17 protein-coding genes are annotated in these 22,051 nt (G+C 63.1%); 14 read left to right on the top strand and 3 right to left on the bottom strand.

Annotated features, from left to right (window positions below; translation table 11 throughout):
- The first annotated feature begins 23 nt into the window (after positions 1–23).
- The 4 genes from ACW5W4_RS03450 (at position 24) to ACW5W4_RS03435 (ending at position 5,748) form a co-directional block, all read left to right on the top strand.
- Positions 24–1,256 (top strand): HD-GYP domain-containing protein, encoded by a 1,233-nt coding sequence (locus tag ACW5W4_RS03450; protein ID WP_456688421.1) that lies wholly within the window; start codon positions 24–26, stop codon positions 1,254–1,256.
- 354 nt (positions 1,257–1,610) lie between these two features.
- A complete protein-coding gene (locus tag ACW5W4_RS03445) occupies positions 1,611–3,281 on the top strand; it encodes a LytS/YhcK type 5TM receptor domain-containing protein (protein WP_456688420.1) in 1,671 nt (556 codons plus the stop codon).
- A 190-nt stretch (positions 3,282–3,471) separates the two neighbouring features.
- Entirely contained in the window at positions 3,472–4,176 is a 705-nt protein-coding gene (gene btsR / locus ACW5W4_RS03440; protein WP_456688419.1) for a two-component system response regulator BtsR, read from the top strand.
- A gap of 150 nt (positions 4,177–4,326) precedes the next feature.
- Entirely contained in the window at positions 4,327–5,748 is a 1,422-nt protein-coding gene (locus ACW5W4_RS03435; RefSeq protein WP_456688418.1) for a carbon starvation CstA family protein, read from the top strand.
- 85 nt (positions 5,749–5,833) lie between these two features.
- On the opposite strand, the gene ACW5W4_RS03430 is transcribed toward ACW5W4_RS03435, so the two are convergent.
- A complete protein-coding gene (locus ACW5W4_RS03430; protein WP_456688417.1) occupies positions 5,834–7,480 on the bottom strand; it encodes a mechanosensitive ion channel family protein in 1,647 nt (548 codons plus the stop codon).
- A 257-nt stretch (positions 7,481–7,737) separates the two neighbouring features.
- Here ACW5W4_RS03430 and ACW5W4_RS03425 point away from each other — a divergent pair, with 257 nt between their 5' ends.
- The 5 genes from ACW5W4_RS03425 (at position 7,738) to ACW5W4_RS03405 (ending at position 13,162) form a co-directional block, all read left to right on the top strand.
- Positions 7,738–8,076, top strand: coding sequence for a DUF3302 domain-containing protein (locus ACW5W4_RS03425; protein WP_456688416.1), 339 nt, complete (start codon positions 7,738–7,740; stop codon positions 8,074–8,076).
- Between the two features lie 3 nt (positions 8,077–8,079).
- Positions 8,080–9,117: an HlyD family secretion protein gene (locus ACW5W4_RS03420; RefSeq protein ID WP_427262493.1), complete on the top strand. Its 1,038-nt coding sequence runs from the start codon at positions 8,080–8,082 to the stop codon at positions 9,115–9,117.
- Between the two features lie 116 nt (positions 9,118–9,233).
- Positions 9,234–10,994, top strand: coding sequence for a DEAD/DEAH box helicase (locus ACW5W4_RS03415; RefSeq protein ID WP_456688415.1), 1,761 nt, complete (start codon positions 9,234–9,236; stop codon positions 10,992–10,994).
- Positions 10,995–11,080: 86 nt separating this feature from the next.
- Positions 11,081–12,514 carry a D-alanyl-D-alanine carboxypeptidase/D-alanyl-D-alanine endopeptidase gene (gene dacB / locus ACW5W4_RS03410; protein WP_456688414.1) on the top strand — a complete coding sequence of 478 codons (1,434 nt, stop codon included), beginning with the start codon at positions 11,081–11,083 and terminating at the stop codon, positions 12,512–12,514.
- A 390-nt stretch (positions 12,515–12,904) separates the two neighbouring features.
- Positions 12,905–13,162, top strand: coding sequence for a GrxA family glutaredoxin (locus ACW5W4_RS03405; protein WP_456688413.1), 258 nt, complete (start codon positions 12,905–12,907; stop codon positions 13,160–13,162).
- Between the two features lie 60 nt (positions 13,163–13,222).
- Here ACW5W4_RS03405 and ACW5W4_RS03400 read toward each other — a convergent pair whose 3' ends face one another.
- Positions 13,223–13,450, bottom strand: coding sequence for a DUF1653 domain-containing protein (locus ACW5W4_RS03400; RefSeq protein WP_456688412.1), 228 nt, complete (start codon positions 13,448–13,450; stop codon positions 13,223–13,225).
- 374 nt (positions 13,451–13,824) lie between these two features.
- On the opposite strand from ACW5W4_RS03400, the gene ACW5W4_RS03395 reads away from it, so the two are divergent.
- A complete protein-coding gene (locus ACW5W4_RS03395) occupies positions 13,825–15,039 on the top strand; it encodes a pyridoxal phosphate-dependent aminotransferase (protein ID WP_041994966.1) in 1,215 nt (404 codons plus the stop codon).
- A gap of 141 nt (positions 15,040–15,180) precedes the next feature.
- Here ACW5W4_RS03395 and fabV read toward each other — a convergent pair whose 3' ends face one another.
- On the bottom strand, positions 15,181–16,374 hold the full coding sequence (gene fabV / locus ACW5W4_RS03390; protein ID WP_456688411.1) for an enoyl-ACP reductase FabV: 1,194 nt from the start codon (positions 16,372–16,374) through the stop codon (positions 15,181–15,183).
- Between the two features lie 340 nt (positions 16,375–16,714).
- Between fabV and ACW5W4_RS03385 the strand changes: the two genes are divergently transcribed.
- The 4 genes from ACW5W4_RS03385 to rsxC all read left to right on the top strand — a co-directional run bounded on the left by ACW5W4_RS03385 (position 16,715) and on the right by rsxC (position 22,050).
- Positions 16,715–18,013, top strand: coding sequence for a methyl-accepting chemotaxis protein (locus tag ACW5W4_RS03385; protein WP_456688410.1), 1,299 nt, complete (start codon positions 16,715–16,717; stop codon positions 18,011–18,013).
- 176 nt (positions 18,014–18,189) lie between these two features.
- Positions 18,190–18,771 carry an electron transport complex subunit RsxA gene (rsxA, locus tag ACW5W4_RS03380; RefSeq protein WP_005909250.1) on the top strand — a complete coding sequence of 194 codons (582 nt, stop codon included), beginning with the start codon at positions 18,190–18,192 and terminating at the stop codon, positions 18,769–18,771.
- Positions 18,772–18,775: 4 nt separating this feature from the next.
- Positions 18,776–19,339: an electron transport complex subunit RsxB gene (gene rsxB, locus ACW5W4_RS03375; RefSeq protein ID WP_408797000.1), complete on the top strand. Its 564-nt coding sequence runs from the start codon at positions 18,776–18,778 to the stop codon at positions 19,337–19,339.
- A 2-nt stretch (positions 19,340–19,341) separates the two neighbouring features.
- Complete coding sequence (rsxC, locus tag ACW5W4_RS03370) at positions 19,342–22,050, top strand: electron transport complex subunit RsxC (RefSeq protein WP_456688409.1); 2,709 nt, start codon at positions 19,342–19,344, stop codon at positions 22,048–22,050.
- The last annotated feature ends 1 nt before the right edge of the window (position 22,051 follow it).

Raw genomic sequence — 22,051 nt, 5'->3', positions numbered from 1 at the left:
GTTTTGGCGAGGGAGTGCGTCATATGGCGCTGATAGAAGCATCCATAGAGCAGCTGCGGGTGGGTCACTATGTGCACCTGCCCGTGGGCTGGCAGCAGCACCCTTTTCTGTTCAATGCCTTCAAGATCAAGGATCAGCAGCAGCTCGACATCATTCGTCACCTGGATCTGGCCCTGCTCACCGTGGACACCGACAAGAGCGACCTGCCCCTGGCTCCCCTGCTGCACGGGGAGCCAACCGTGGTCACGGCGCCGGATGTCCCTCCCCCCGCTCCCCTCACGACTGACACCCGCTTCGACGAGAAACGCTGGCGCCGCTCCCTGCGGGCGGCCGAGAAGGCCTATGGCCAATCGATATCGGATCTGCGCGAGGCGCTCGGCGCCCTCAACCTGAAACCGGACGAGGGGCTGGCCAACACGGCCCAGTTGGTGCGCACCCTGGCCGCCCGCCTGGCACAGCATGAGGGGCCCCTGGGCCTGCACCTCATTCGCACGCCCCACAGCGACATACTGCTGCAACATAGCCTCAACGTCGCCTTCATCGCCATGCTGATGGCCCGCGAGCTGGGGATGCCCCCCCTGGTGGTCGAAGAGGTCGGCCTGGCCGGCCTCATCCACGACATCGGCGAGCTGAGGGTCCCCTCCCAGATCAGCCAGAAACGGGGCGAGCTGACCCGGGCCGAGCAGAACTACCTCAACATGCACCCCCAGTACGGACTGGAGATGCTCAATCAGCTGCAGGCCTTCGAGCCCAGGATCCGTCAGGCGGCCCACCTGCACCACGAACGGCTCGACGGCAGCGGCTTTCCGCTCGGGATCAAGGGAGGAGAGATACCGCCGCTGGCGCGACTCATCGGTCTGGTGGACTACTTCGACGAACTGCTGCACCCCAGAGGCGCCAGCCAGCCGGTCACCCCCAATCAGGCCATCAGCCTGCTCTACAAGCTCTCCCAGAAGAAGTTCGAACAATCCATGGTCAAGCTGCTCATCAAGCTGCTCGGCGTCTATCCCCCCGGCACCCTGGTACAGCTCTCGGACGGCGCCCTGGCCCTGGTGATCAGCACGGAGCCGACCCGCCCCCTCAGCCCCAAGATCCTCCCTTTCATCAAGGGCCAGCGAACCGAGGGGGTCAGCCTCATCGATCTGCGCGAAGATGGGCGCACCATCACCGCCGCCCTCAAGCCGGAGGAGCTTGATGAGGCCCAGCGCCACTTCTTCAATCTGGGGCGACGTTGCTGTTATTACTTTGCATTCTAAGTTATCCCCAGAAGCTGGGGATAACTCATTGGACAAACCTGAATAATTGCTCGAGCCCCTCCAGAATCGTCCGCCATTGGAGCTGGATAAAAAACGCCCAGCCTCGCGGCCAGGCGGAGCATGCCACCTCCGTGTGGCGCATCCTCGGGATGCATTCATGCTCACCACTTGAATACCAATTGTTTCTCATTTACACAAATATCAATTTAACTCACTGATTTTATATGTTTTTATTTCCACTCTCTGGCAAAATACTCAACAGGGTGCCGACTGAGCGGCCGCAGAACAAGATCCTGATCACGGTTTTCTAGCGATGGTTACCATTTGGACCTCTCGCCATGAGGAACACTTTTTATGCAATTGATCCTCTCCCTGTTGCAGCAGATGAGCGTCTTTCTGGTCATCGCCTATCTCTTCTCCAAGACCCCGCTGTTTCGGCCGCTGACCCACTTCTCGGTGCGCCTGCCCCACAAGGTGCTCATTTATGTGCTCTTCTCCGGCTTCTGCATCCTGGGCACCTATGTGGGATTGGATATCGATGATGCCATCGCCAACACCCGGGCGGTGGGCGCCGTGCTCGGGGGTCTGCTGGGGGGCCCATTGGTCGGCCTGCTGGTCGGCCTGACCGGCGGCCTGCACCGCTACAGCCTGGGGGGCTTTACCGATCTGGCCTGCGCCATCTCCACCACCTGCGAGGGGCTGCTGGGCGGTCTTGTCCACTGGCGCCTGATGCGGGCCGGTCGGATGGATGCCCTGTTCGAGCCCAGAACCGCCTTCTTCGTCACTCTGGTGGCCGAGGTGATGCAGATGGTCATCATCTTGCTGGTGGCAACCCCCTTCGACAAGGCGCTGCTGCTGGTGCGCACCATCGCCACCCCCATGATCCTGGCCAACTCCTGTGGCGCCGCGCTCTTCATCAGCATGATCCGCGATCAACAGCAGATGTATGAGAAGTTCTCCCGGGTCTTCTCGGCCAAGGCCCTCACCATCGCCAACCGCACCGTCGGCATCATGAGCCGGGGCTTCACCAGCGATGCCAGCGAGAAAATTGCCCACATCATCAAGGAGGAGACCGGGGTCGGCGCCGTGGCCATTACGGATACCGACAAGATCCTGGCCTTCATCGGCACCGGGGAGGATCACCACAAGCCCGGCACCCCCATCACCTCCCGTCTCACCCAACAGGCCATCAGCGAGAACCGGGTGCTGTTTGCCGATGGCAACAGCCAGCCCTATCGCTGCAGCATCTCCCCCCACTGCGAATTGGGCTCCGTGCTGGTGATCCCCCTGCAGGGGGACATGGGGGTGATAGGCACCATCAAGCTCTACGAGCCCAAGACCCGGCTGTTTCTCAAGATCAATCACACCCTGGGGGAGGGGATCGCCAACCTGCTCTCCCAGCAGCTGCTCAGCGGCCGGATAGAGCAGCAGCAGCGGCTGCTGATGCAATCCGAGCTCAAGCTGGTACAGGCCCAGATCAACCCCCATTTCCTGTTCAACACCCTCAATACCATCAGCGCCATCACCCGCAGCAACCCGGACAAGGCCCGGGAGCTGCTGCTGCACCTGTCGCGCTTTTTTCGCAACAACCTCAAGCGCCAGAGCGGACTCGCCACCCTGCAGGAGGAGCAGGAGCACTGCCAATCCTACCTGGAGATAGAGCTGGCCCGCTTTGGCGACCGCCTGACCGTCATCAACGAGATCCCGCCCCATCTGGCCCAGCTGCGCCTGCCGAGCTTCACCCTGCAGCCCCTCATCGAGAATGCCATCAAGCACGGCATCTCCACCCTGCTCGGCCAGGGGCGGCTGCGGCTGATCGCCCAGGAGCACCAGGGGTGCGTGACCATCAGCGTCGAGGACAACGCAGGCTGCTGGCAGCCGGGGGCGAACGGCGACGGGCTCGGCCTCTCCATCGTCGACAAGCGGCTCAAGAGCGCCTTTGGCCCCCAATACGGCATCAAGATTCGCTGCGAGCCCGACCACTGGACCCGGGTCTCCTTCACCCTGCCCAAGGAGAGCACATGACCCCTTTCCCCCCGCAAAGAGACTGGCAAGGCCCCCGCGCCGAGGAGACAGGCCGAGCCGACGCCAGAACCCCTTTTCCACCACAAGGTGACAGACGAGGCCCCCGCGCCGAGGAGACAGGCCGATCCGACGCCAGAGCCCCTTTTCCCCAACAAGGCGACAGACGAGGCCCCCGCGCCGAGGAGACTGCATGATCCGCACCCTGATCGTCGACGATGAACCCTATGCCCGGGACGAACTGGCCCTGCTGCTCGGCCAGGATCCCGCCATCGAGATCCTGGGCCAGGCGGCCAATGCCCTGGAGGCCCTCACCCTCATCAATGCCCTGAAACCGGACGTGGTGTTCCTCGATATCCAGATGCCCAAACTCAGCGGCATGGAGCTGGTGGCCATGCTCGACCCCCTGCCCCGCATCGTGTTTGTCACCGCCTTCGACGAGTACGCCATCCAGGCCTTCGAGGAGAACGCCTTCGACTACCTGCTCAAGCCGGTGGAGCCTGCCCGCCTCGCCAAGACGCTGGCACGCCTCAAGCAGGACATGCACCCCCAGCCCGTGGCCGCCCTGGCGCCAACCATTCGCCACATTCCCGGCTATCTGCACAACCGGGTGCGGCTGCTGCCCATCGACCAGGTGGAGTACGCCTTCTCGGATCTGGGCGGGGTGCACGTGGCCTGCCAGGGGGAGCTGCTCCATACCCAGCTCACCCTCAAGGCCCTGGAGGAGAAGAGCCCGCTGCTGCGCTGCCATCGCCAGTACTTGATCCACCCCGCCGCCATCTTCGAGATAGCCCTGCTCGACAACCAGTTGGCCGAGATAGTCACCCCCAGCGGGGCCCGCGTGCCGGTCAGCCGCCGTTACCTCAAGGAGCTCAAAGAGCAGTTCGGCCTCAATTGAGCGTTATATCAACGCGGCACCGTGAGCGGGATCACAGATGCCCGCCGCTCGCGCCGCTACATGGCCGCTCAGGCTTTTTCACATGCGCTTTACACACCCGCCCCCTAGACTCCCCTTGCACACCACAATAACAAGCATTGGAGCGTAACAATGGTCTGGTTCTTCCTCTGTGTCGGCCTGCTGGTCGCCGGCTATTTCATATACGGTAAGTTCATCGAACGGATATTTGGCCCGAAACCCGAGCTCAAGACCCCCGCCATCACCATGGCAGACGGGGTGGACTATGTGCCCATGTCCGACAAGAAGGTCTACCTGGTACAACTGCTCAACATCGCCGGGGTCGGCCCCATCTTCGGCCCCATCCTGGGGGCCCTCTACGGCCCGGTCGCCATGCTCTGGATAGTGTTCGGCTGCATCTTCGCCGGTGCCGTCCATGACTACTTCTCCGGCATGCTGTCGGTACGCGCCAAGGGCGCCTCGGTGCCGACCGTGGTCGGCGAGCACCTGGGCACGGTCGCCAAGCACTTCATGAACCTGTTCGCCGTCATCTTGCTGATGCTGGTGGGCGTGGTGTTCGTGCTGAGCCCGGCGGGGCTTCTGGCCAGCCTCACCTCCACCGATCTGGTCTACTGGATTGGCGCCATCTTTGCCTACTACATACTCGCGACCATAGTACCTATCGACAAGATCATCGGTCGCTTCTACCCCATCTTCGGCGCCCTGCTGGTGTTCATGTCCGTGGGCCTGGTCATCGGCCTCATGGTCTCGGGCAAGGGGTTCTACAACACAGGGATGGATTTCTCCAACCTGCACCCGACCGATCTGCCGCTCTGGCCGCTGCTGTTCATCACCATCGCCTGTGGCGCCGTGTCCGGCTTCCACGCCACCCAGTCGCCGCTGATGGCCCGCTGCATGCAAAACGAGAAATCCGGCCGCTTCATCTTCTACGGCGCCATGATTGGTGAAGGGGTCATCGCCCTGATCTGGTGCACCCTGGGTCTCTCCTTCTACGAGAGCACGGATGCCCTGAACGCCACCCTGGCCAGCGGCGGCCCCTCCGCGGTAGTCCACGAGGTCTCCACCGGCCTGCTCGGCACCGTCGGCGGCATCCTGGCCATCCTCGGCGTGGTGATCCTGCCCATCACCTCAGGCGACACGGCGTTTCGCAGTGCCCGCCTGATCGTGGCGGACTTCCTCAACATGACCCAGAAGCCCATCGTCAAGCGTCTGCTGATCGCCATCCCCATGTTCGTGGTGGGCTACCTCATCTCCAAGGCGGAATTCGGGGTGATCTGGCGCTACTTTGGCTGGGCCAACCAGACGACGGCGGTGATCATGCTGTGGGCCGGCGCCGCCTACCTGGCCAAGGAAGCCAAGTTGCACTGGGTCTGCACCATACCGGCCATGTTCATGACCGCCGTGGTCATCACCTACCTGGCCAACGCCCCCATCGGCTTTGGCATGGAGATGGGTATCTCCACCATCATTGGTCTGGCCTCCACCGCCGTCATCACGGTCGCCTTCCTGCTGAAGTACCGCCCGGCCCTGGTGAGCCGTCCCAACGAGAGCTGACCCGCCCCCAACAGACAGGCAAAGACAAAAGGCCCGGCATCACTGCCGGGCCTTTCTCGTTGCGCCCCCGACGCGGTTGGCTGGCTCAGTTGCCGGCCCCCCCCTCCTCTTTGGGCGCTTCGGCCGGCGCCTGGTACCACTGCTCCCTGGCCACCAGCACCGCCTGCTCGGGCTGGGCAATGAAGTTGGGGGACATGATCTGCACGCCAAACTCGTTGAACACGTCCTGGATGTGGCCGTGAAGCTCGGTCTTGACCACGGCGGGCAGCAAGCCCGGCTTCATCCGCACCTGCAACTCGTACTCCACATACCAGTCCTGCAAATTGAGCTGGCGCACCAGGGGGGCCTGCTCCTGGTTGAGCTGCTCGCAGCGCCGGGCCGCCAGCTCCAGCATGGCATGGACCTGACGCCAGGGGGTGTCATAGCCGATGGTCACCTTGGTGAGCAGGGCCACCCCCTTCTCCCCCGCCAACCGGGTGAGGTTGGTCACCTTGCCCCCCACCACCACGGCGTTGGGCAGGGTCACCTCGTGATCCTGGCGGGTCACCAGCTTGGTGGAGAGGGCGCTGAGCTCGGTCACCATCCCCTCCACCTCGCCAATCTGCACCAGATCGCCGGGGCGCAGGGCGCGGGAGTAGATGAGCACCAGGCCGCTCATGGCATGGTTCATGATGCCGGCGGAGCCCAGGGTCACCATGAGGCCGAAGAAGACGCTCACCCCCTTGAAGGCATCGGAGTTGGCCCCCGGCAGATAGGGGTAGGCCACCGTCAGGGCAAACAGCCAGATCACCACAGAGAGCAGGCGCCGGGTCGCCCCCACCGTCTCGGCGTGCAGCCCCTGCACCCGGAACTGGCCACGCTCGATGCGATCGAAGACGATGGCCAGCATGCGGATGAACAGGCGGGTGATGACGAAGATGAGCAGCACAGTCACCAGCCCGGGCATGGCGGCCATGATCCCCCCCAGCATGTCGGCGCACAGGGCGAAGAGGGAGGACCCCAGTCGCTCGCTCCAGGCCCGGGTCTGGGGGAAGAGTGCCAGCACATAGGTGAGCCAGCCATAGGCGAGCATGAACAGCAGCAGCAGGGTGATGATCCCAAGCAAGCGGACCTCCACATTGCCCGCCACCTGGCGCCATTGATGGGGGATCAGCCCCTTTTGCAACAGGAGGCGATGGGCCAACCACTTCCTGAACCGCCTGTGCCCCCATTGCAGTGACCAGACCAGGCCGAAGAAGATCAGACTGGCCAGCAGCGCCATGCCGCCGGCCTTGAGCAGATAGGGGGTGGAGTGCAGCTCCAGGTACTTGAGCCGCACCTTGTCGAGTCGCTGCCGGACGCGCTCGCTCGCCTGATCCAGGGTCAGCTCATCCAGGGCCTCGAGATCCCCCTCCACCAGCACCAGGATCCGCTTGCCATTGACCAGAAACTCCCGCGTATCCTGACCAAAGCGCATGGCGCTCACCAGGGTGATGGGGTGTTCAAGGTCGGACGCCTGCAACCGTTTGAGCCGCTCCTTGACCAGGCGCACCCGGGCCGCCCCGTCCAGGCGCCCGAACTTGGCCTGCAGCAGAACGATGGGTTCATGGAGCAACACCAGGGTCTGCGCCTGCTCCTGTTCGGTGGGCGCCAGCCTGGGTTCGGCGCCAAAGGCCAGCGTGACCAGGGACAGATTGACCAGTACCAGCAACAGCCCGGCCCATAACGCCTGCACTGCAAATTTATTTTTCATCTCGCCACACCCGCCTCCCTGCCCATGGTCCACCTGGCTTTGCTCGGTCCATGCCCTGGTGCCAAGTCACATTCCGTGTGAAGAAAACCGCCGTTTCCCCTCTCCATAATAGGTCCCTGAATGAAGACTGTATCGCCAAGATCCGCACGTAATTTCCTCTTTGTGCTGGGAAAATATACTGTCATCATGGCGACGGATAGACTGTCGATGCTAGGCTGACATTGGCCTTGCCACTGGGATGCAAACGGGAGAGAGAGATGGCACTTGATTATATTGCCCTGGGTATATTGGTGTTCGTTGTCTTGGCCATGTTTTACGGAATCATCGTCATTCACGATATTCCCTATGAAATAGCCAAGCATCGCCAACACCCGCACCAGGATGCCATTCACGTGGCGGGCTGGGTCAGCCTGTTTACCCTGCATGTGCTCTGGCCCTTCCTCTGGATCTGGGCCACCCTCTATCGCCCCGAACGCGGTTGGGGTTTCAATCAGCGGTTGCAGAAAGATGAGAACGAATTAGCCTCGCTGAAGCAGGAGCTGGCCGACTTGAAGAGCCGCATCAACAATATCGAACAGAGCGAACAACAGGGATAACCCATGGACTTTCTATTAATCCTGACCTACACGGCCCTGTGTGTGGCCGTCTTCAAAATATTCCATATCCCGCTCAATAAATGGACTGTGCCCACTGCCGCACTGGGTGGCATCATCATCATTGGTACTCTGATCATGCTGATGAACTACAACCATCCCTATTCTGAACTGGCACGCAATTACTACGTCTCCACCCCCATCGTGCCCCTGGTCAAGGGCCGTGTCACCGAGGTGCCGGTGCAGGCCAACCAACCGGTGAAGCAGGGTGACGTGCTGTTTCGCATCGACGCCGAGCCCTTCCAGCAGAAGGTCGCCAGCCTGACGGCACGGCTCGCCTCCAATCAGGATTACCTCAAGGCGCTCGACGCCAGGAAGCGCTCCGCCAGCCTGGACCGGGATCGCGCCCAGGAGCTGATGCGACGGGGCATCGGCAAGCAACGTGACCTGGATGTGACCCAGGCCAATGTGGATGACATCATCGCCCAGATAGACCAGCAAAAAGCCGCCCTGGATGATCTCAATGCCCAGCTCAAGATCGCTCAATATGATCTGGAGCAGACCGTGGTCCATGCCCCAAGCGACGGCCATGTGGTACAGCTGGCACTGCGCCCCGGTATGATCGCCGCCCCCTTCATGTACCGCCCCGTCATGACCTTCATCCACGAGGATGCCAATGCCTATGTCGGCTGGTTCTGGCAAAACAGCATGCAGCGCCTGAAGGCGGGCGATGAGGCCGAAGTGGTGCTCGATGGCATCCCTGGTCGCATCTTCAAGGCCAAGGTGCAGTCCGTGATCCCTGCCATGGCGCCAGGCAACATCCAGGCTCAGGCGGGCCTCATCGATCAGAGCTCGGCCCAGGTGCCGGGTCGCCTGCCCATCGTCCTCGAAATCACCGACCCCGAATGGGCCCAGTACCAGGTGATCGCAGGCTCCAGCGGCCAGGCCGCCATCTACACCGAACACTTCCACCATGTGGCCGTCATGCGCAAGATCCTGATGCGCATGGGCAGCTGGCTCAACTACCTGTTCCCCTTCCACTAAGCGTACCTTGGTGGTACCTGCGGGCCGGCAATCATGCCGGCCCGCTGTTTTTGTGGCCCCAAGCCCCCTATAATGGCGCCATCCTGCGCCGCGCCATGTCCACACGCCACGCCCTCATGTTCGTTCTCAGACCCTACCAGACCGACGCCGTCAACGCCGTCATCCGCCATTTTCGCCAGCACCCGGATCCCGCCGTGGTGGTGCTGCCCACCGGTGCGGGCAAGAGCCTGGTGATCGCCGAGCTGGCCCGCAAGGCCCGCGGCCGGGTGCTGGTGCTGGCCCACGTCAAGGAGCTGGTGGAGCAAAACCACGGCAAGTACGAGGCCTGGGGGCTCAAGGCCGACATCTTCGCCGCCGGCCTCAACAGCAAGCAGGCGAGCGCCCAGGTGGTGTTCGGCTCGGTGCAGTCGGTGGCCCGCAACCTGGATGCCTTCGATGGTGCCTTTTCCCTGCTCGTCATCGACGAGTGCCATCGGGTCTCGCTCGATGACGACAGCCAGTACCATCAGGTGATCGGGCATCTGAAAGCCGCCAACCCGGCCCTCAAGATCCTGGGCCTCACCGCCACCCCTTACCGGTTGGGTCTGGGCTGGATCTACCGGCGTCACTACCACGGCATGGTCAAGAGCCACGGCGAGCGGCTGTTTGGCGACTGCGTATTCGAGCTGCCCCTGCGCTTCATGGTGAAAAATGGCTACCTGACGCCGCCGCGCATGGTCGATGCCCCCATAGTTCATTACGACTTCAGCAAGCTGGTGGCGCGGGAGAACGGCCTGTTCAGCGAGGCGGACCTCAATGGCGAGCTCAGGCGCCAGGAGCGGGTCACCCCCCACATAGTGAGTCAGGTACTGGAGTATGCCCGCGAGCGGCAGGGGGTGATGATCTTCGCCGCCACCGTCGAGCACGCCCGGGAAATCCAGGGGTTGCTCAGCGCCCAATCCCAGCGCGCGGCCCTCGTCACCGGCGAGACCCCGGGCCCGGAGCGCGATGCCCTCATCAACGCCTTCAAGGGGCGGGAAATCAAGTTTCTGGTCAACGTGGCGGTGCTCACCACCGGCTTCGATGCCCCCCATGTGGACCTCATCGTGATGCTCAGGCCCACCGAGTCGGTCTCGCTCTACCAGCAGATCGTCGGCCGGGGCCTGCGTCTGTCGCCGGGCAAGACCGATTGCCTGGTACTCGATTACGCCGGCAACAACTTCAACCTGTTCGCCCCCGAGGTGGGGGAACCCAGGCCCCACGCCGGCACCGAACCGGTGCAGGTACCCTGCCCCGCCTGCGGCTTTGCCAACACCTTCTGGGGCAAGACCGACGAGGAGGGCAAGGTGGTCGAGCATTACGGTCGCCGCTGTCAGGGACTGTTTGAAGATGACGAGGGTCACCGCGAGGAGTGCGACTACCGCTTTCGCGCCAAGATCTGTCCCGGTTGCGGCAGCGAAAACGACATCGCCGCCCGCCGCTGCCAGCACTGCGATCAGTTGCTGGTGGATCCTGACGACAAGCTCAAGGAGGCCCTCAATCTCAAGGACTGCATGGTGATCCGCTGCGCGGGGCTGACCCTGGCCGCCGGGCGTGGCAAACAGGGGGAGCGGCTGGAGGTGACCTATCACGACGAGGATGGCCTCACCCTGATGGAGTACTTTTCTTTCCACACTCAAGGGGCGCAACGCTTGTTTCAACAACGCTTTGTGCGTCATCATTGGCCCGCCCCGAGCCTGGAGCCCGAATTCACCACCCTGGCGAGCGTGCTGGCGGCAGAGCACCAGTTTCGCCACCCGGACTTCGTCATCGCCCGCAAGTCGGGGCGTTTCTGGCAGGTGAAAGAGAAGATTTTTGATTACGACGGCCGCTACCGCACCGCCAACGCCCCTGGCTAGGACGGTGTCTGGCCCAAACAGATGAATATCTTGGTTTTCAGGGTTGGCCTTCCCGCGCCAGCCCCTTCGTTACGTTAGAGGATGTTATGCAGCGGCTCTTGATAGGTGTGTGTGCTCTCGTTTCCCTGGCGGCCCAGGCCGCCCCGCTGACCCCGCCCCAGGGCGGCCAATATGCCGTGATAGTGCAAGGCAACAACGGGGTGGAGTTCGCCCGTCACGCCGACGACATGATAGCCCCCGCCTCCACCATGAAGGTGCTGACCGCCCTGGCGGCCCGCCTCGAGCTCGGGGCCGATTTTCGTTTCAGTACCGAGATCCAGGCCAAACCCGGCGCCCGGCAGGGCAACGCCCTCAATGGGGATCTCTGGATCAACTTCGTCGGCGACCCCACCTTGTCGCGCATGGATCTGCTCGCCCTGTTCAAGCAGCTGGGCGTCTCCCGCATTCAGGGCAACGTCTACGTCAATACCGGCGCCTACAACGGCTACGAACGCGGCAACGGCTGGTCCTGGGGGGATCAGACCCTCTGCTTCGCCGCCCCCGTCTCCTCGGTCATCATCGACAAGAACTGCGCCTACGGCACCATCACCGCCCCCCAGATAGGCAGGCCCGCCACCGGCAACGTGGCCACAGGGGTACCCATCAGCATCAGCGCCGAGAACGTGGAGGTGATGAGCTATGGCGACATGGCACGTCAGTTCTGCGCCCTGGAGGTGGACATGGCCAAGGGCAATCACTACGAGCTCAAGGGCTGCATCACCCCAAGCAAGGAGCCGCAGGGACTCCGCTTTGCCATCCACGACGTGGAAGCCTGGGGCTGGGACAACATCCGCTGGGCCATGGACAGGGCCGGCATCCGGCATGATGGCCTGCTGCGGGTCACCCACAAGGCCCCACAGGGCGCCGAGACCCTGGCGACCCACGCCTCGGCCCCCCTGCCGGTGATGCTAGCCAGGATGCTGAAAAAATCCGACAACACCTATGCCGATACCTTCTTGAAGACAGTGGGCCGTCACTACTACAACAAGCCGGGCAGCTATCGCAGCGGCACCATGGCGGTGCGTGCCATCCTGACCAAGCACGGCATCAACCTGGGCAACGCCACCCTGGCCGACGGCTCCGGGCTCTCCGCCCACAACCTCATCAGCGCGCGCCAGATGCTGTCGGTGCTCAGCTTCATCCAGAAGAACGACGCCGAGCTCGACTTCATCAAGCTGCTGCCGAGCTCTCAGGTGGACGGCACCCTGGCCTGGCGGCGCAGCGTCACCGCCCCCATGATGAAAAACAAGGTGCATGCCAAGACCGGCACCATCACCGGCACCTCCAATCTGGCCGGTTTCATCGACACCGCGGGCGGTCAACGCAAGGCCTTCGTGATGTTCCAGCGCGGCCTCTCCCAGGATCCGGCGACCCACGAGCGCTATCGCGCCAGCAAAGCGCCCTGGCCCTGGACCGTGTTCGAGAAAGGGGTGCTGGAGAGCATCTACCAGCAGCAACCCATCCAGATCGCCGGGCAGTAATGGGTACGGGCAGCCTTGCCAGCAAGGCGGCCCCATCCCCCGGACCCTGTTCGAGGAAGGGGTGCTGGAGAGCCTCTACCGGCAGCAGCCTATCCAGATCGCCGGGCAATCAATCCCTGTGTGCCAGGCAATAAAGGACACGGGCGGCCTTGCCAGCAAGGCGGCCCCATCACTCTGGACAGTGTTCGAGAAAGGGGTGCTTGAGAGCATCTAGCAGCAGCAACCCATCCAGATCGCCGGGCAATCAATCCCTGTGTGCCAGGCAATAAAGGGCACGAGCAATCGAGCGTGGCGAACGGCCACATCGACAATTTCCACTTTGACTGGCCAGAAGCCGAGGCTATCCTGTCACCCGCCTCGTCTCAACGGCCTTACCTAACGGAGAGAAAAATGTTTGTAGAGATTTATGGTCGTCCCGGTTGCCCCTACTGCGTGCGCGCCAAGATGCTGGCCGAGCAACTGCGCGAAGAGCGCGACGATTTTGACTTCAACTACGTGGATATCAACGTTGCCGGGCTTACCAAGGACGATCTGGCCGCCAAGGCGGGCAAACCCGTCACCACAGTGCCGCAGATCTTCCTGGATGAGCAGCACATCGGCGGCTGCACCGATTTTGAGGCCTATGCCAACGCCCGCCTGGGCCTGTGACCAGACAGCTGTCCATGAAAAAGGCGCCCAGAGCGCCTTTTCTTATGCCGGCGTCCGGGTTTACGCCACCCGGGTGAAACGGCTCACCAGCTGCCCCTGATACTCTGTGCTCCCCATGAACATGGTGAGCGGGCGGGCGTAGACGGCATCATCCTGCTCGGATTGGTAGACAACCAGGGCCTCCCCGGTTTCGGTGTGCCGGGCCAGGGTCAGCACCCGATAAAATCCCCCCTTGCAGTGACGATAGCGCCCCGGGCCCGGCAAGGGGCCCCGCTGTTGCTGATCCATTCCCATCTCCCAGTCCATCTCCAGGGCCCCGTGGCCCGCCTGTACCTGCCCGCCCGACTGACGATGCCAGAGCCCGCCAGGGGGGCAAACGAGCGTTTTTCACGCAAGCCAATCGTGCCATAAGCACGCGCTAATTCAACACACTCGCTGCTGATATCTATCCCTTCCCTCATCTTTCACTGGTTATGTCGCCACCGAGCAAACGATCATGCTGAATTTAACAAACTGGCAACTCTGTTTGAATGCTAAAAATCAGGGAATTATTCTAAAAAGAAGATTGTTCTAGCATTCAATTCTGTGAAGAATAGAGGCAAAGAAATTTGATACTAAAAATCGCCTTTTTCGCCAACGTGCCCCAGGGGATCTCGTTCACTATGTTCACCATCGACAAGTCGCACAAGCTCGACGATGTCTGCTATGACATTCGCGGCCCGGTGCATAAAGAGGCTCGCCGTCTCGAAGACGAAGGCCACCGCATCATCAAGCTCAACATCGGCAACCCGGCTCCGTTCGGCTTCGAAGCGCCGGAGGAGATCATCAAGGATGTGATCCTCAACATGCCCCAGAGCCAGGGCTACTGCGACTCCAAGGGGCTGTTTTCTGCCCGCAAGGCGGTGATGCAGTACTACCAGCAAAAAGGGATGCGCAAGGTCGACATCGACGACATCTACATCGGCAATGGCGCCAGCGAGCTCATCGTGATGGCCATGCAGGCGCTGCTCAACAACGGCGACGAGATGCTGGTGCCCTCCCCCGACTACCCGCTCTGGACCGCCGCCGTCACCCTCTCCGGTGGCCATGCGGTGCACTACCGCTGCGATGAAGGGGCCGACTGGTATCCGGATCTGGACGACATCCGTGCCCGCATCACCCCGCGCACCCGCGGCCTGGTGCTGATCAACCCCAACAACCCGACCGGCGCCGTCTACGGCAGCGAGTTCCTGCTGGAGGTGATCGAGATCGCCCGCCAGCACAACCTCATCATCTTCGCCGACGAGATCTACGACAAGATCCTCTACGACGACATCTCCCACACCAGCGTCTGCACCCTGTGCGACGACGTCATGGTGGTGACCTTCAACGGCCTCTCCAAGGCCTACCGTGCCTGCGGCTTTCGTCAGGGCTGGATGGTCATCACCGGGCCCAAGGGCCGCGCCAAAGGCTATATCGAGGGGCTGGAGATGCTGGCCTCCATGCGGCTGTGTGCCAACGTGCCCATGCAGCACGCCATCCAGACCGCGCTCGGCGGCTACCAGAGCATCAACGAACTGATCCTGCCGGGCGGGCGCCTGCGCCGCCAGCGGGACAAGGCGTGGGAGCTGCTCAATGAGATCCCGGGGGTCTCCTGCGTCAAGCCCAAAGGGGCGCTCTACATGTTCCCGCGCCTCGACCCCAAGGTGTATGACATCCGCGACGACCAGAAGATGGTGTTCGATCTGCTGCAACAGGAGAAGCTCCTGCTGGTGCAGGGAACTGGCTTCAACTGGCCCGCGCCGGATCACTTCCGCCTGGTATTCCTGCCCCGGGAAGAGGAGCTGGAAGAGGCCATCGGCCGCCTCGCCCGCTTCCTGAAAGATTACAAGCAGTAAGATTGCAACCACCGGCATGACAAAGAGAGGCTCCCGCGGGAGCCTCTCTGGCTGGCGGCCTCTCCCGCAGGGGCCAGGCCGGATAGCAAAGGGCCCCGTCTGCAGCAGACGGGGCCCTTTCTCATGGCGAAGGCGAAAGCCTTACAGCTCGATCACATCGAACTTCACGTCCGGGTTGACATCCGCATCGTAATCCACCTCGTCCAGGCCGAAACCGAACAGGCGCAGGAACTCCTGCTTGTAGCCGGTGTAGTCGGTGAGTTCACTGAGGTTCTCGGTGGTGATGGAGGGCCAGAGATCGCGGCAGGTCTGCTGCACGTCGTCTCGCAGTTCCCAGTCATCCATGCGGATGCGGGCCTGATCGTCGAGTGCCAGCTCGGCGCCGTACAGACGGGTGCGCATCATGCGATCCACCTGCTCCATGCAACCCTCGTGGATGCCCTTCTCCTTCATGATCTTGAAGGCCATGGAGATATAGAGCGGCATCACGGGAATGGCGGAAGAAGCCTGGGTCACCACGGATTTGAGCACGGCCACGTGGGCGGTGCCGCCCTTGGCGGCCAGATCGCCACGGATGGCGCTGGCGGCGCGGTCCAGATCTTCCTTGGCGCGGCCCAGGGTACCGTGCCAGTAGATGGGCCAGGTCAGATCGGTGCCGATGTAGGAGTAGGCCACGGACTTGGCGCCGTCGGCCAGCACGCCTGCATCGCGCAGGGCAGACATCCACAGCTCCCAGTCCTGGCCGCCCATGACGGTGATGGTGCTCTGGATCTCTTCCTCGTTCGCCGGCTCGACGGTGGCGGTGATGATCTGATCCTTGTTGGTATCGATGGCGGTGGTGGTGTAGGTCTCGCCGATGGGTTTGAGGGCGGAGCGCACCACTTCACCAGTGTCCGGCAGCTTGCGCACCGGGGAGGCCAGGGAGTAGACCACCAGATCGATTTGACCCAGATCCTGCTTGATGAGCTCGATCACCTTGGCGCGGCACTCGTGGGAGAAGGCATCGCCATTGATGCTCTTGGCGTAGAGGCCCGCCTCTTTGGCGGCCTTGTCGAAGGCGGCGGAGTTGTACCAGCCGGCGGAGCCCGTCTTGGTCTCGGAGCTCGGCTTTTCGAAGAAGACACCTATGGTCGCGGCGCCGGAGCCAAAGGCGGTGGCGATGCGGGAAGCCAGGCCGTAACCGGTGGAGGCGCCGATCACCAGCACCTTCTTGGGCCCATTCTCGATGGTGCCCTTGGCCTGGGTGTAGGCAATCTGACGGCGAACATTGGCTTCACAGCCAACCGGATGGGTGGTGGTGCAGATAAAGCCGCGAACCTTGGGTTTGATGATCATGTGTTTTCTCTTATCCGTTTGATGGATGAAATCGGGCATAAGATACCTCATCTTGCCGAGATAAGGTGCTCTGATGTGTTGAACGGCCGGGAAAATAGACAAAAAAGGGGGCCACGGGAGGGACGATCCGGATCTCGGCAGGCAGGTCCATCCCTCGGCCGCCCTGGCGCCACCCCCGATCGCGGCCGTGCCACTTGCCGGTAAAGCGGACATAAACAACATGAAAACAGCGCATTACCCCCAATTACCCTCTGCTGTCGGCAAGGTAGTTGTACTAGTATTGAGCCGGTCGGATATCGTCAGAAAAAAGCGTCAAAGGGGTCTCACGGAGGAGCGCCACATGTTTTGGAAACACACGGACAGCAATGAACAACGCGAAGAAACCGCAAGAGTCGCCGGGCTGGACGCCTTCGAGCAGGCGATCCAGTCCCAGGCGCCCTATATCCAGTTCACCCCGGACGGCATAGTCACCTTGGTCAACGATCGCTTCCTCGCCATCATGGGGTATCGGCGCGACGAGGTGCTGGGGCAGCACCACAGCACCCTCTGCTTCCCCGATGACGTCAAGACCCGCGACTACGAAGCCCTGTGGCAGGATCTGCGCAGGGGCACCTTTCGCAGCGGCCGCTTCATCCGCCAGGCCAAATCGGGCCAGGCCATCTGGCTGGAGGCCACCTATTTCCCCATCGTGGTCGAGGGCAAGGTGGTGCGGGTCGCCAAGGTCGCCTCGGACGTGACCCGGCAGCAATCCTCCCTGGAGCGCAGCCAGGCGCTGCTGGCCGCCCTGGACAAGTCCCTGGCCGTCATCGACTTTCAGCCGGACGGCACCGTCATCACCGCCAACCAGAATTTCCTCCACTGCTTTGGCTACCGGCTTGAGGAGGTGACGGGCCAGCATCACCGGCTGTTTTGCGATGAGGACTTCTATCGCCAGCACCCCCACTTCTGGCGGGACCTGGGCACGGGCAACATCCAGTCCGGCCTCTTCATGCGTCTGGGGCATCAGGGCCAGAAGATCTGGCTGGAGGCCACCTACAACCCCATCTTCAACCACGAAGGCAAGGTGGTGAAAATCATCAAGCTGGCGAGCGACATCACTGAGCGGGTCGAGCAGGCCCTGTCGGTGCGCGAGGCGGCCAAGAAGGCCTGCGCCATCGCCAGCGAGACGGTCGCCAGCGCCGACAAGGGGCGAGAGGTGATCGACAAGGTGCTGGACACCTCCCGGCACATCAACAGCTCGGTCGAGGAGGTGACCCAGCAGATAGAGCGGCTCAACCAGCAGTCCAGGAGCATAGAGTCCATCATCTCCACCATCAGCGGCATCGCGGATCAGACCAATCTGCTGGCCCTCAATGCCGCCATCGAGGCGGCCCGGGCGGGGGAACAGGGGCGGGGCTTTGCCGTGGTCGCCGACGAGGTGAGACAGCTGGCGGCCAGAACCTCCTCCTCCACCAACGAGATCGTCTCCGTCATCAAGCTCAACTCCCAGATCACCTCCACCATCACCCAGACCGTCAGCGTGGTGTCCGACAAGGCGATGGCCGGGCAGGAGCAGGCCAACATCGTCTCCGCCGTCATCAAAGAGATCATCGAAGACGCCAACTCCGTCTCCGACACGGTCAAAAACCTCTCCATATGAATCACTCCCGACGAGGCGCCACCCCGGTGTCTCGTCGGGGGCGATGGCCTCAAGGGACCCGTCCCCGCCCCCCAGGGTTGGACAATTCACTAATAACCCTGCGGGCTTGCGGTTGTTTCTGACCCCCTAACATCAGATAATACCGCCCGCCTTCACAGCGGATAATCCAAATTCTGATGACTGAGTACCTGCTTTTACTGATTGGCACCGTGCTGGTGAACAACTTCGTGCTGGTGAAATTCCTCGGCCTCTGCCCCTTCATGGGGGTCTCGGGCAAGCTGGAAACCGCCATCGGCATGGGGCTGGCGACCACCTTCGTGCTGACTCTGGCCAGCGCCTGCTCCTATCTGGTGGAACACTATATTCTGCTGCCGCTCTCGGTCGGCTACCTGCGCACCCTGGCCTTCATTCTGGTCATCGCCGTGGTGGTGCAGTTTACCGAGATGGTGGTGCGCAAGAGCAGTCCGACCCTCTATCGCCTGCTCGGCATCTTCCTGCCCCTCATCACCACCAACTGCGCCGTGCTGGGGGTGGCGCTGCTCAACATCAACGAGCGCCACAACTTCATCCAGAGCATCATCTACGGTTTCGGCGCCGCCGCCGGTTTCGCCCTGGTGCTGGTGCTGTTTGCCGCCATGCGTGAGCGCCTGGTGGCCGCCGACATCCCGGCACCGTTTCGTGGCGTGTCCATCGCCATGATCACCGCAGGCCTGATGTCCCTTGCCTTCATGGGCTTTACCGGCCTCATCAAGATATAGCGCTATGACTCACTTATTGTTTGCCATCCTGGTTCTGGCGCTGTTGGCCCTGGCCTTCGGCCTGATCCTGGGATTTGCCGCCATCAAGTTCAAGGTGGAGGCCGATCCCATCGTCGATCAGCTCGACGCCCTGCTGCCCCAGACCCAGTGCGGCCAGTGCGGCTACCCGGGCTGCAAGCCCTATGCCGAAGCCCTCGCCAATGGCGATGCCGTCAACAAGTGCGTCCCGGGTGGCGATGCCACCATGCGCAAGATTGCCGACCTCATGGGGGTCGAACCCCTGGCCATGGGGGACGGCCACGCCGCCGTGCCCATCAAGAAGGTCGCCTTCATCCATGAGGATCAGTGCATAGGGTGCACCAAGTGCATCCAGGCCTGTCCGGTGGACGCCATCGTCGGCGCCACCAAGGCGATGCATACGGTGATCACCGATGAGTGCACCGGGTGCGACCTCTGCGTCGACCCCTGCCCCACCGATTGCATCGAGATGATCCCGGTCCCCACCACGGTCGATAACTGGAAGTGGGATCTCAACAGTGTCGTTATCCCGGTCAAGATGGTGGAGTAGTCATGCAGTCTGTAATCGAACGCATCAAGGCCGGGGCCCTGTGGGATTTTCATGGCGGCATCCATCCCCCCGAGAACAAGCAGCAATCCAGCCTGAGCCCCGTGGTGCAGGCGGGGCTGCCCCCCGAACTCATCATTCCGGTGCGCCAGCACGCGGGCCTGGCCGGCGAACTGCTGGTCAAGGTGGGAGACAAGGTGAAGAAGGGCCAGCCCCTCACCGCCTTCGAGCGGGGCCGCTTCGTGCCGGTCCACGCCAGCAGCTCAGGGGTCATCAGCGCCATCGACCAGCACACGGTCGCCCACCCCTCCGGCCTCTCCGATCTCTGCATCACCCTGATCCCCGACGGGGAGGACGCCTGGTGCGAGCGCCAGCCCCAGCCCGATTACTGGAATCTCGACCGGGTCAGCCTGCTCGAGCGCATTCAAGGTGCCGGCATAGCGGGCCTGGGTGGCGCCGTCTTCCCCACCCACAGCAAGCTCGATGGCCACGGCCAGCTCACCGAGATCCTCATCATCAACGGCCTGGAGTGCGAGCCCTACATCACCACGGATGACCGTTTGATGCAGGAGTATGCGGACGAGATCCTGGAGGGTATCCGGGTGCTCAAGCACCTGCTCAAGCCCAAGCTCTGCCTGATCGGCATCGAGGACAACAAGCCCGCCGCGGCCAAGGCCCTGCGCCAGCAGATAAGCGAAGAGGACATCCTGGTGCGGGAGGTCCCCACCAAATACCCCTCGGGCGGCGCCAAACAGACCATAGAGCTGCTGACCGGTCGTCAGGTGCCCAAGGGGGGCCGGGCGGTCGATATCGGCATCATGGTACTCAACGTCGCCACCGTGTTCGCCATCAAGCGCGCCATCGTCGATGGCGAGCCGCTCATCGAGCGCATCGTCACCCTCACCGGAGACGCCTTCAAGCAGCCGGGCAACGCCTGGGTACGCCTCGGGACTCCGGTGCGCTGGCTGCTGGGGCGCTTCGAGTTGCAGCCGGAGCCGGGACAAAGGGTCATCATGGGGGGCCCCATGATGGGCTTCACCCTGCCCCACGCCATGGTGCCCGTGGTCAAGGCCACCAACTGCCTGCTCGCCCCGACCCGGGCCGAGCTGCCCCCACCCGAGCCGGAGCAGTCCTGCATCCGCTGCAGCGCCTGCGCCGACGCCTGCCCCGCCACCCTGCTGCCCCAGGAGCTCTACTGGTACAGCCGGGCCAAGGAGTATGACAAGGCAGAGAAGCTCAACCTGTTCGACTGCATCGAGTGCGGCGCCTGCGCCTGGGTCTGCCCGAGCCAGATCCCCCTGGTGCAGTACTACAAGATTGCCAAGGACGATATCCGCGAAGCCCGAGAGGAGGCCGAGAAGGCCGAACGCGCCCGCTTGCGTTTCGAGGCCAAGCAGGCCCGCTTCGAGCGGGACAAGGCCGCCCGTGAGGCTCGCCATGCCGAGGCCGCCGCCCAGCGCCGCCAGGCCATGACGGCCGCCACCGGGGAAGATCCCGTGGCCGCCGCCCTCGCCCGGCTCAAGGCAAAACAGCAAGCGACCCCAATCGAAGGCGCCCCGGACAACACGGCCATGGCCGCCGCCCGGGAGGCCCGCAAGCAGGAGGCCCTGGCGCGCCGCGCCGCCAAGGCGGCCGAGGTCAACGCCCCCATGACAGAGCCCGCCCCATCCGAGGAGCCGGATCCCAAGAAGGCCGCCATCGCCGCCGCCCTGGCCCGCGCCAAGGCCAAGAAGGCCGCCCAAACTGCCGGGGACCAGGTTGCAGGCGACTCAACCGCCGCGCCCATCGTCTCGAGCGAGGCTCTGAGCGAGCCGGTGACGGGATCTGCCCCCGAGATCGACCCCAAGAAGGCCGCCATTGCCGCCGCCCTGGCCCGCGCCAAGGCCAAGAAAGCCGCCCAGGCTGCCGGGGACCAGGCCCCTGGCGACTCAACCGCAGCGCCCCTCGCCTCGAGCGAGACGCAGAGCGAGCCGGTCGCCGAGCCCGCCTCTGAGGTCGATCCCAAGAAAGCGGCCATTGCCGCCGCCATCGCCCGCGCCAAGGCCAAGAAGGCCACCCAGAGCGCCGGGGACCAGGCCGCAGGCGATGCACCTGCCGCGCCCATCGCCTCGAGCGAGGCGCCGAGTGAGCCGATCGCCGAGTCCGCCCCCGAGGTTGACCCCAAGAAAGCGGCCATTGCCGCCGCCATCGCCCGCGCCAAGGCCAAGAAGGCCGCCCAGAGCGCCGGGGACCAGGTTGCAGGCGACTCAACCGCCGCGCCCATCACCTCGAGCCAGGCACCGAACGAGCCGATCGCCGAGCCCGATCCCAGGAAAGCCGCCATCGCCGCCGCCGTGGCAAAAGCCAAGGCCAAAAAAGCGGCCGAGGCCAAGGAGGCGCCCGCAGCGGCATCGACCTCTGCCGAAACGACCCCTGCTCCTGGCGCCGAGACGGCTCCCCCTGAGGGCGATCCCAGGAAAGCCGCCATTGCCGCCGCCGTGGCAAAAGCCAAGGCCAAAAAAGCGGCCGAGGCCAAAGAGGCCCCCACAGCGGCATCGACCTCTGCCGAAACGGCTCCTGCTCCTGGCGCCGAGACGGCTCCTCTTGAGGGCGATCCCAGGAAAGCCGCCATTGCCGCCGCCGTGGCAAAAGCCAAGGCCAGAAAGGCGGCCCTCGCGGGCGCCACCACAGACAACGAGACGGTCAGCCCGGCTGACAGCAAGAGGGATACCTGAG

The sequence above is a fragment of the Aeromonas crassostreae genome (assembly GCF_054052445.1).
Note: the sequence above shows the minus strand (reverse complement) of the source record. Positions and strands in the feature narration are given on the sequence as shown.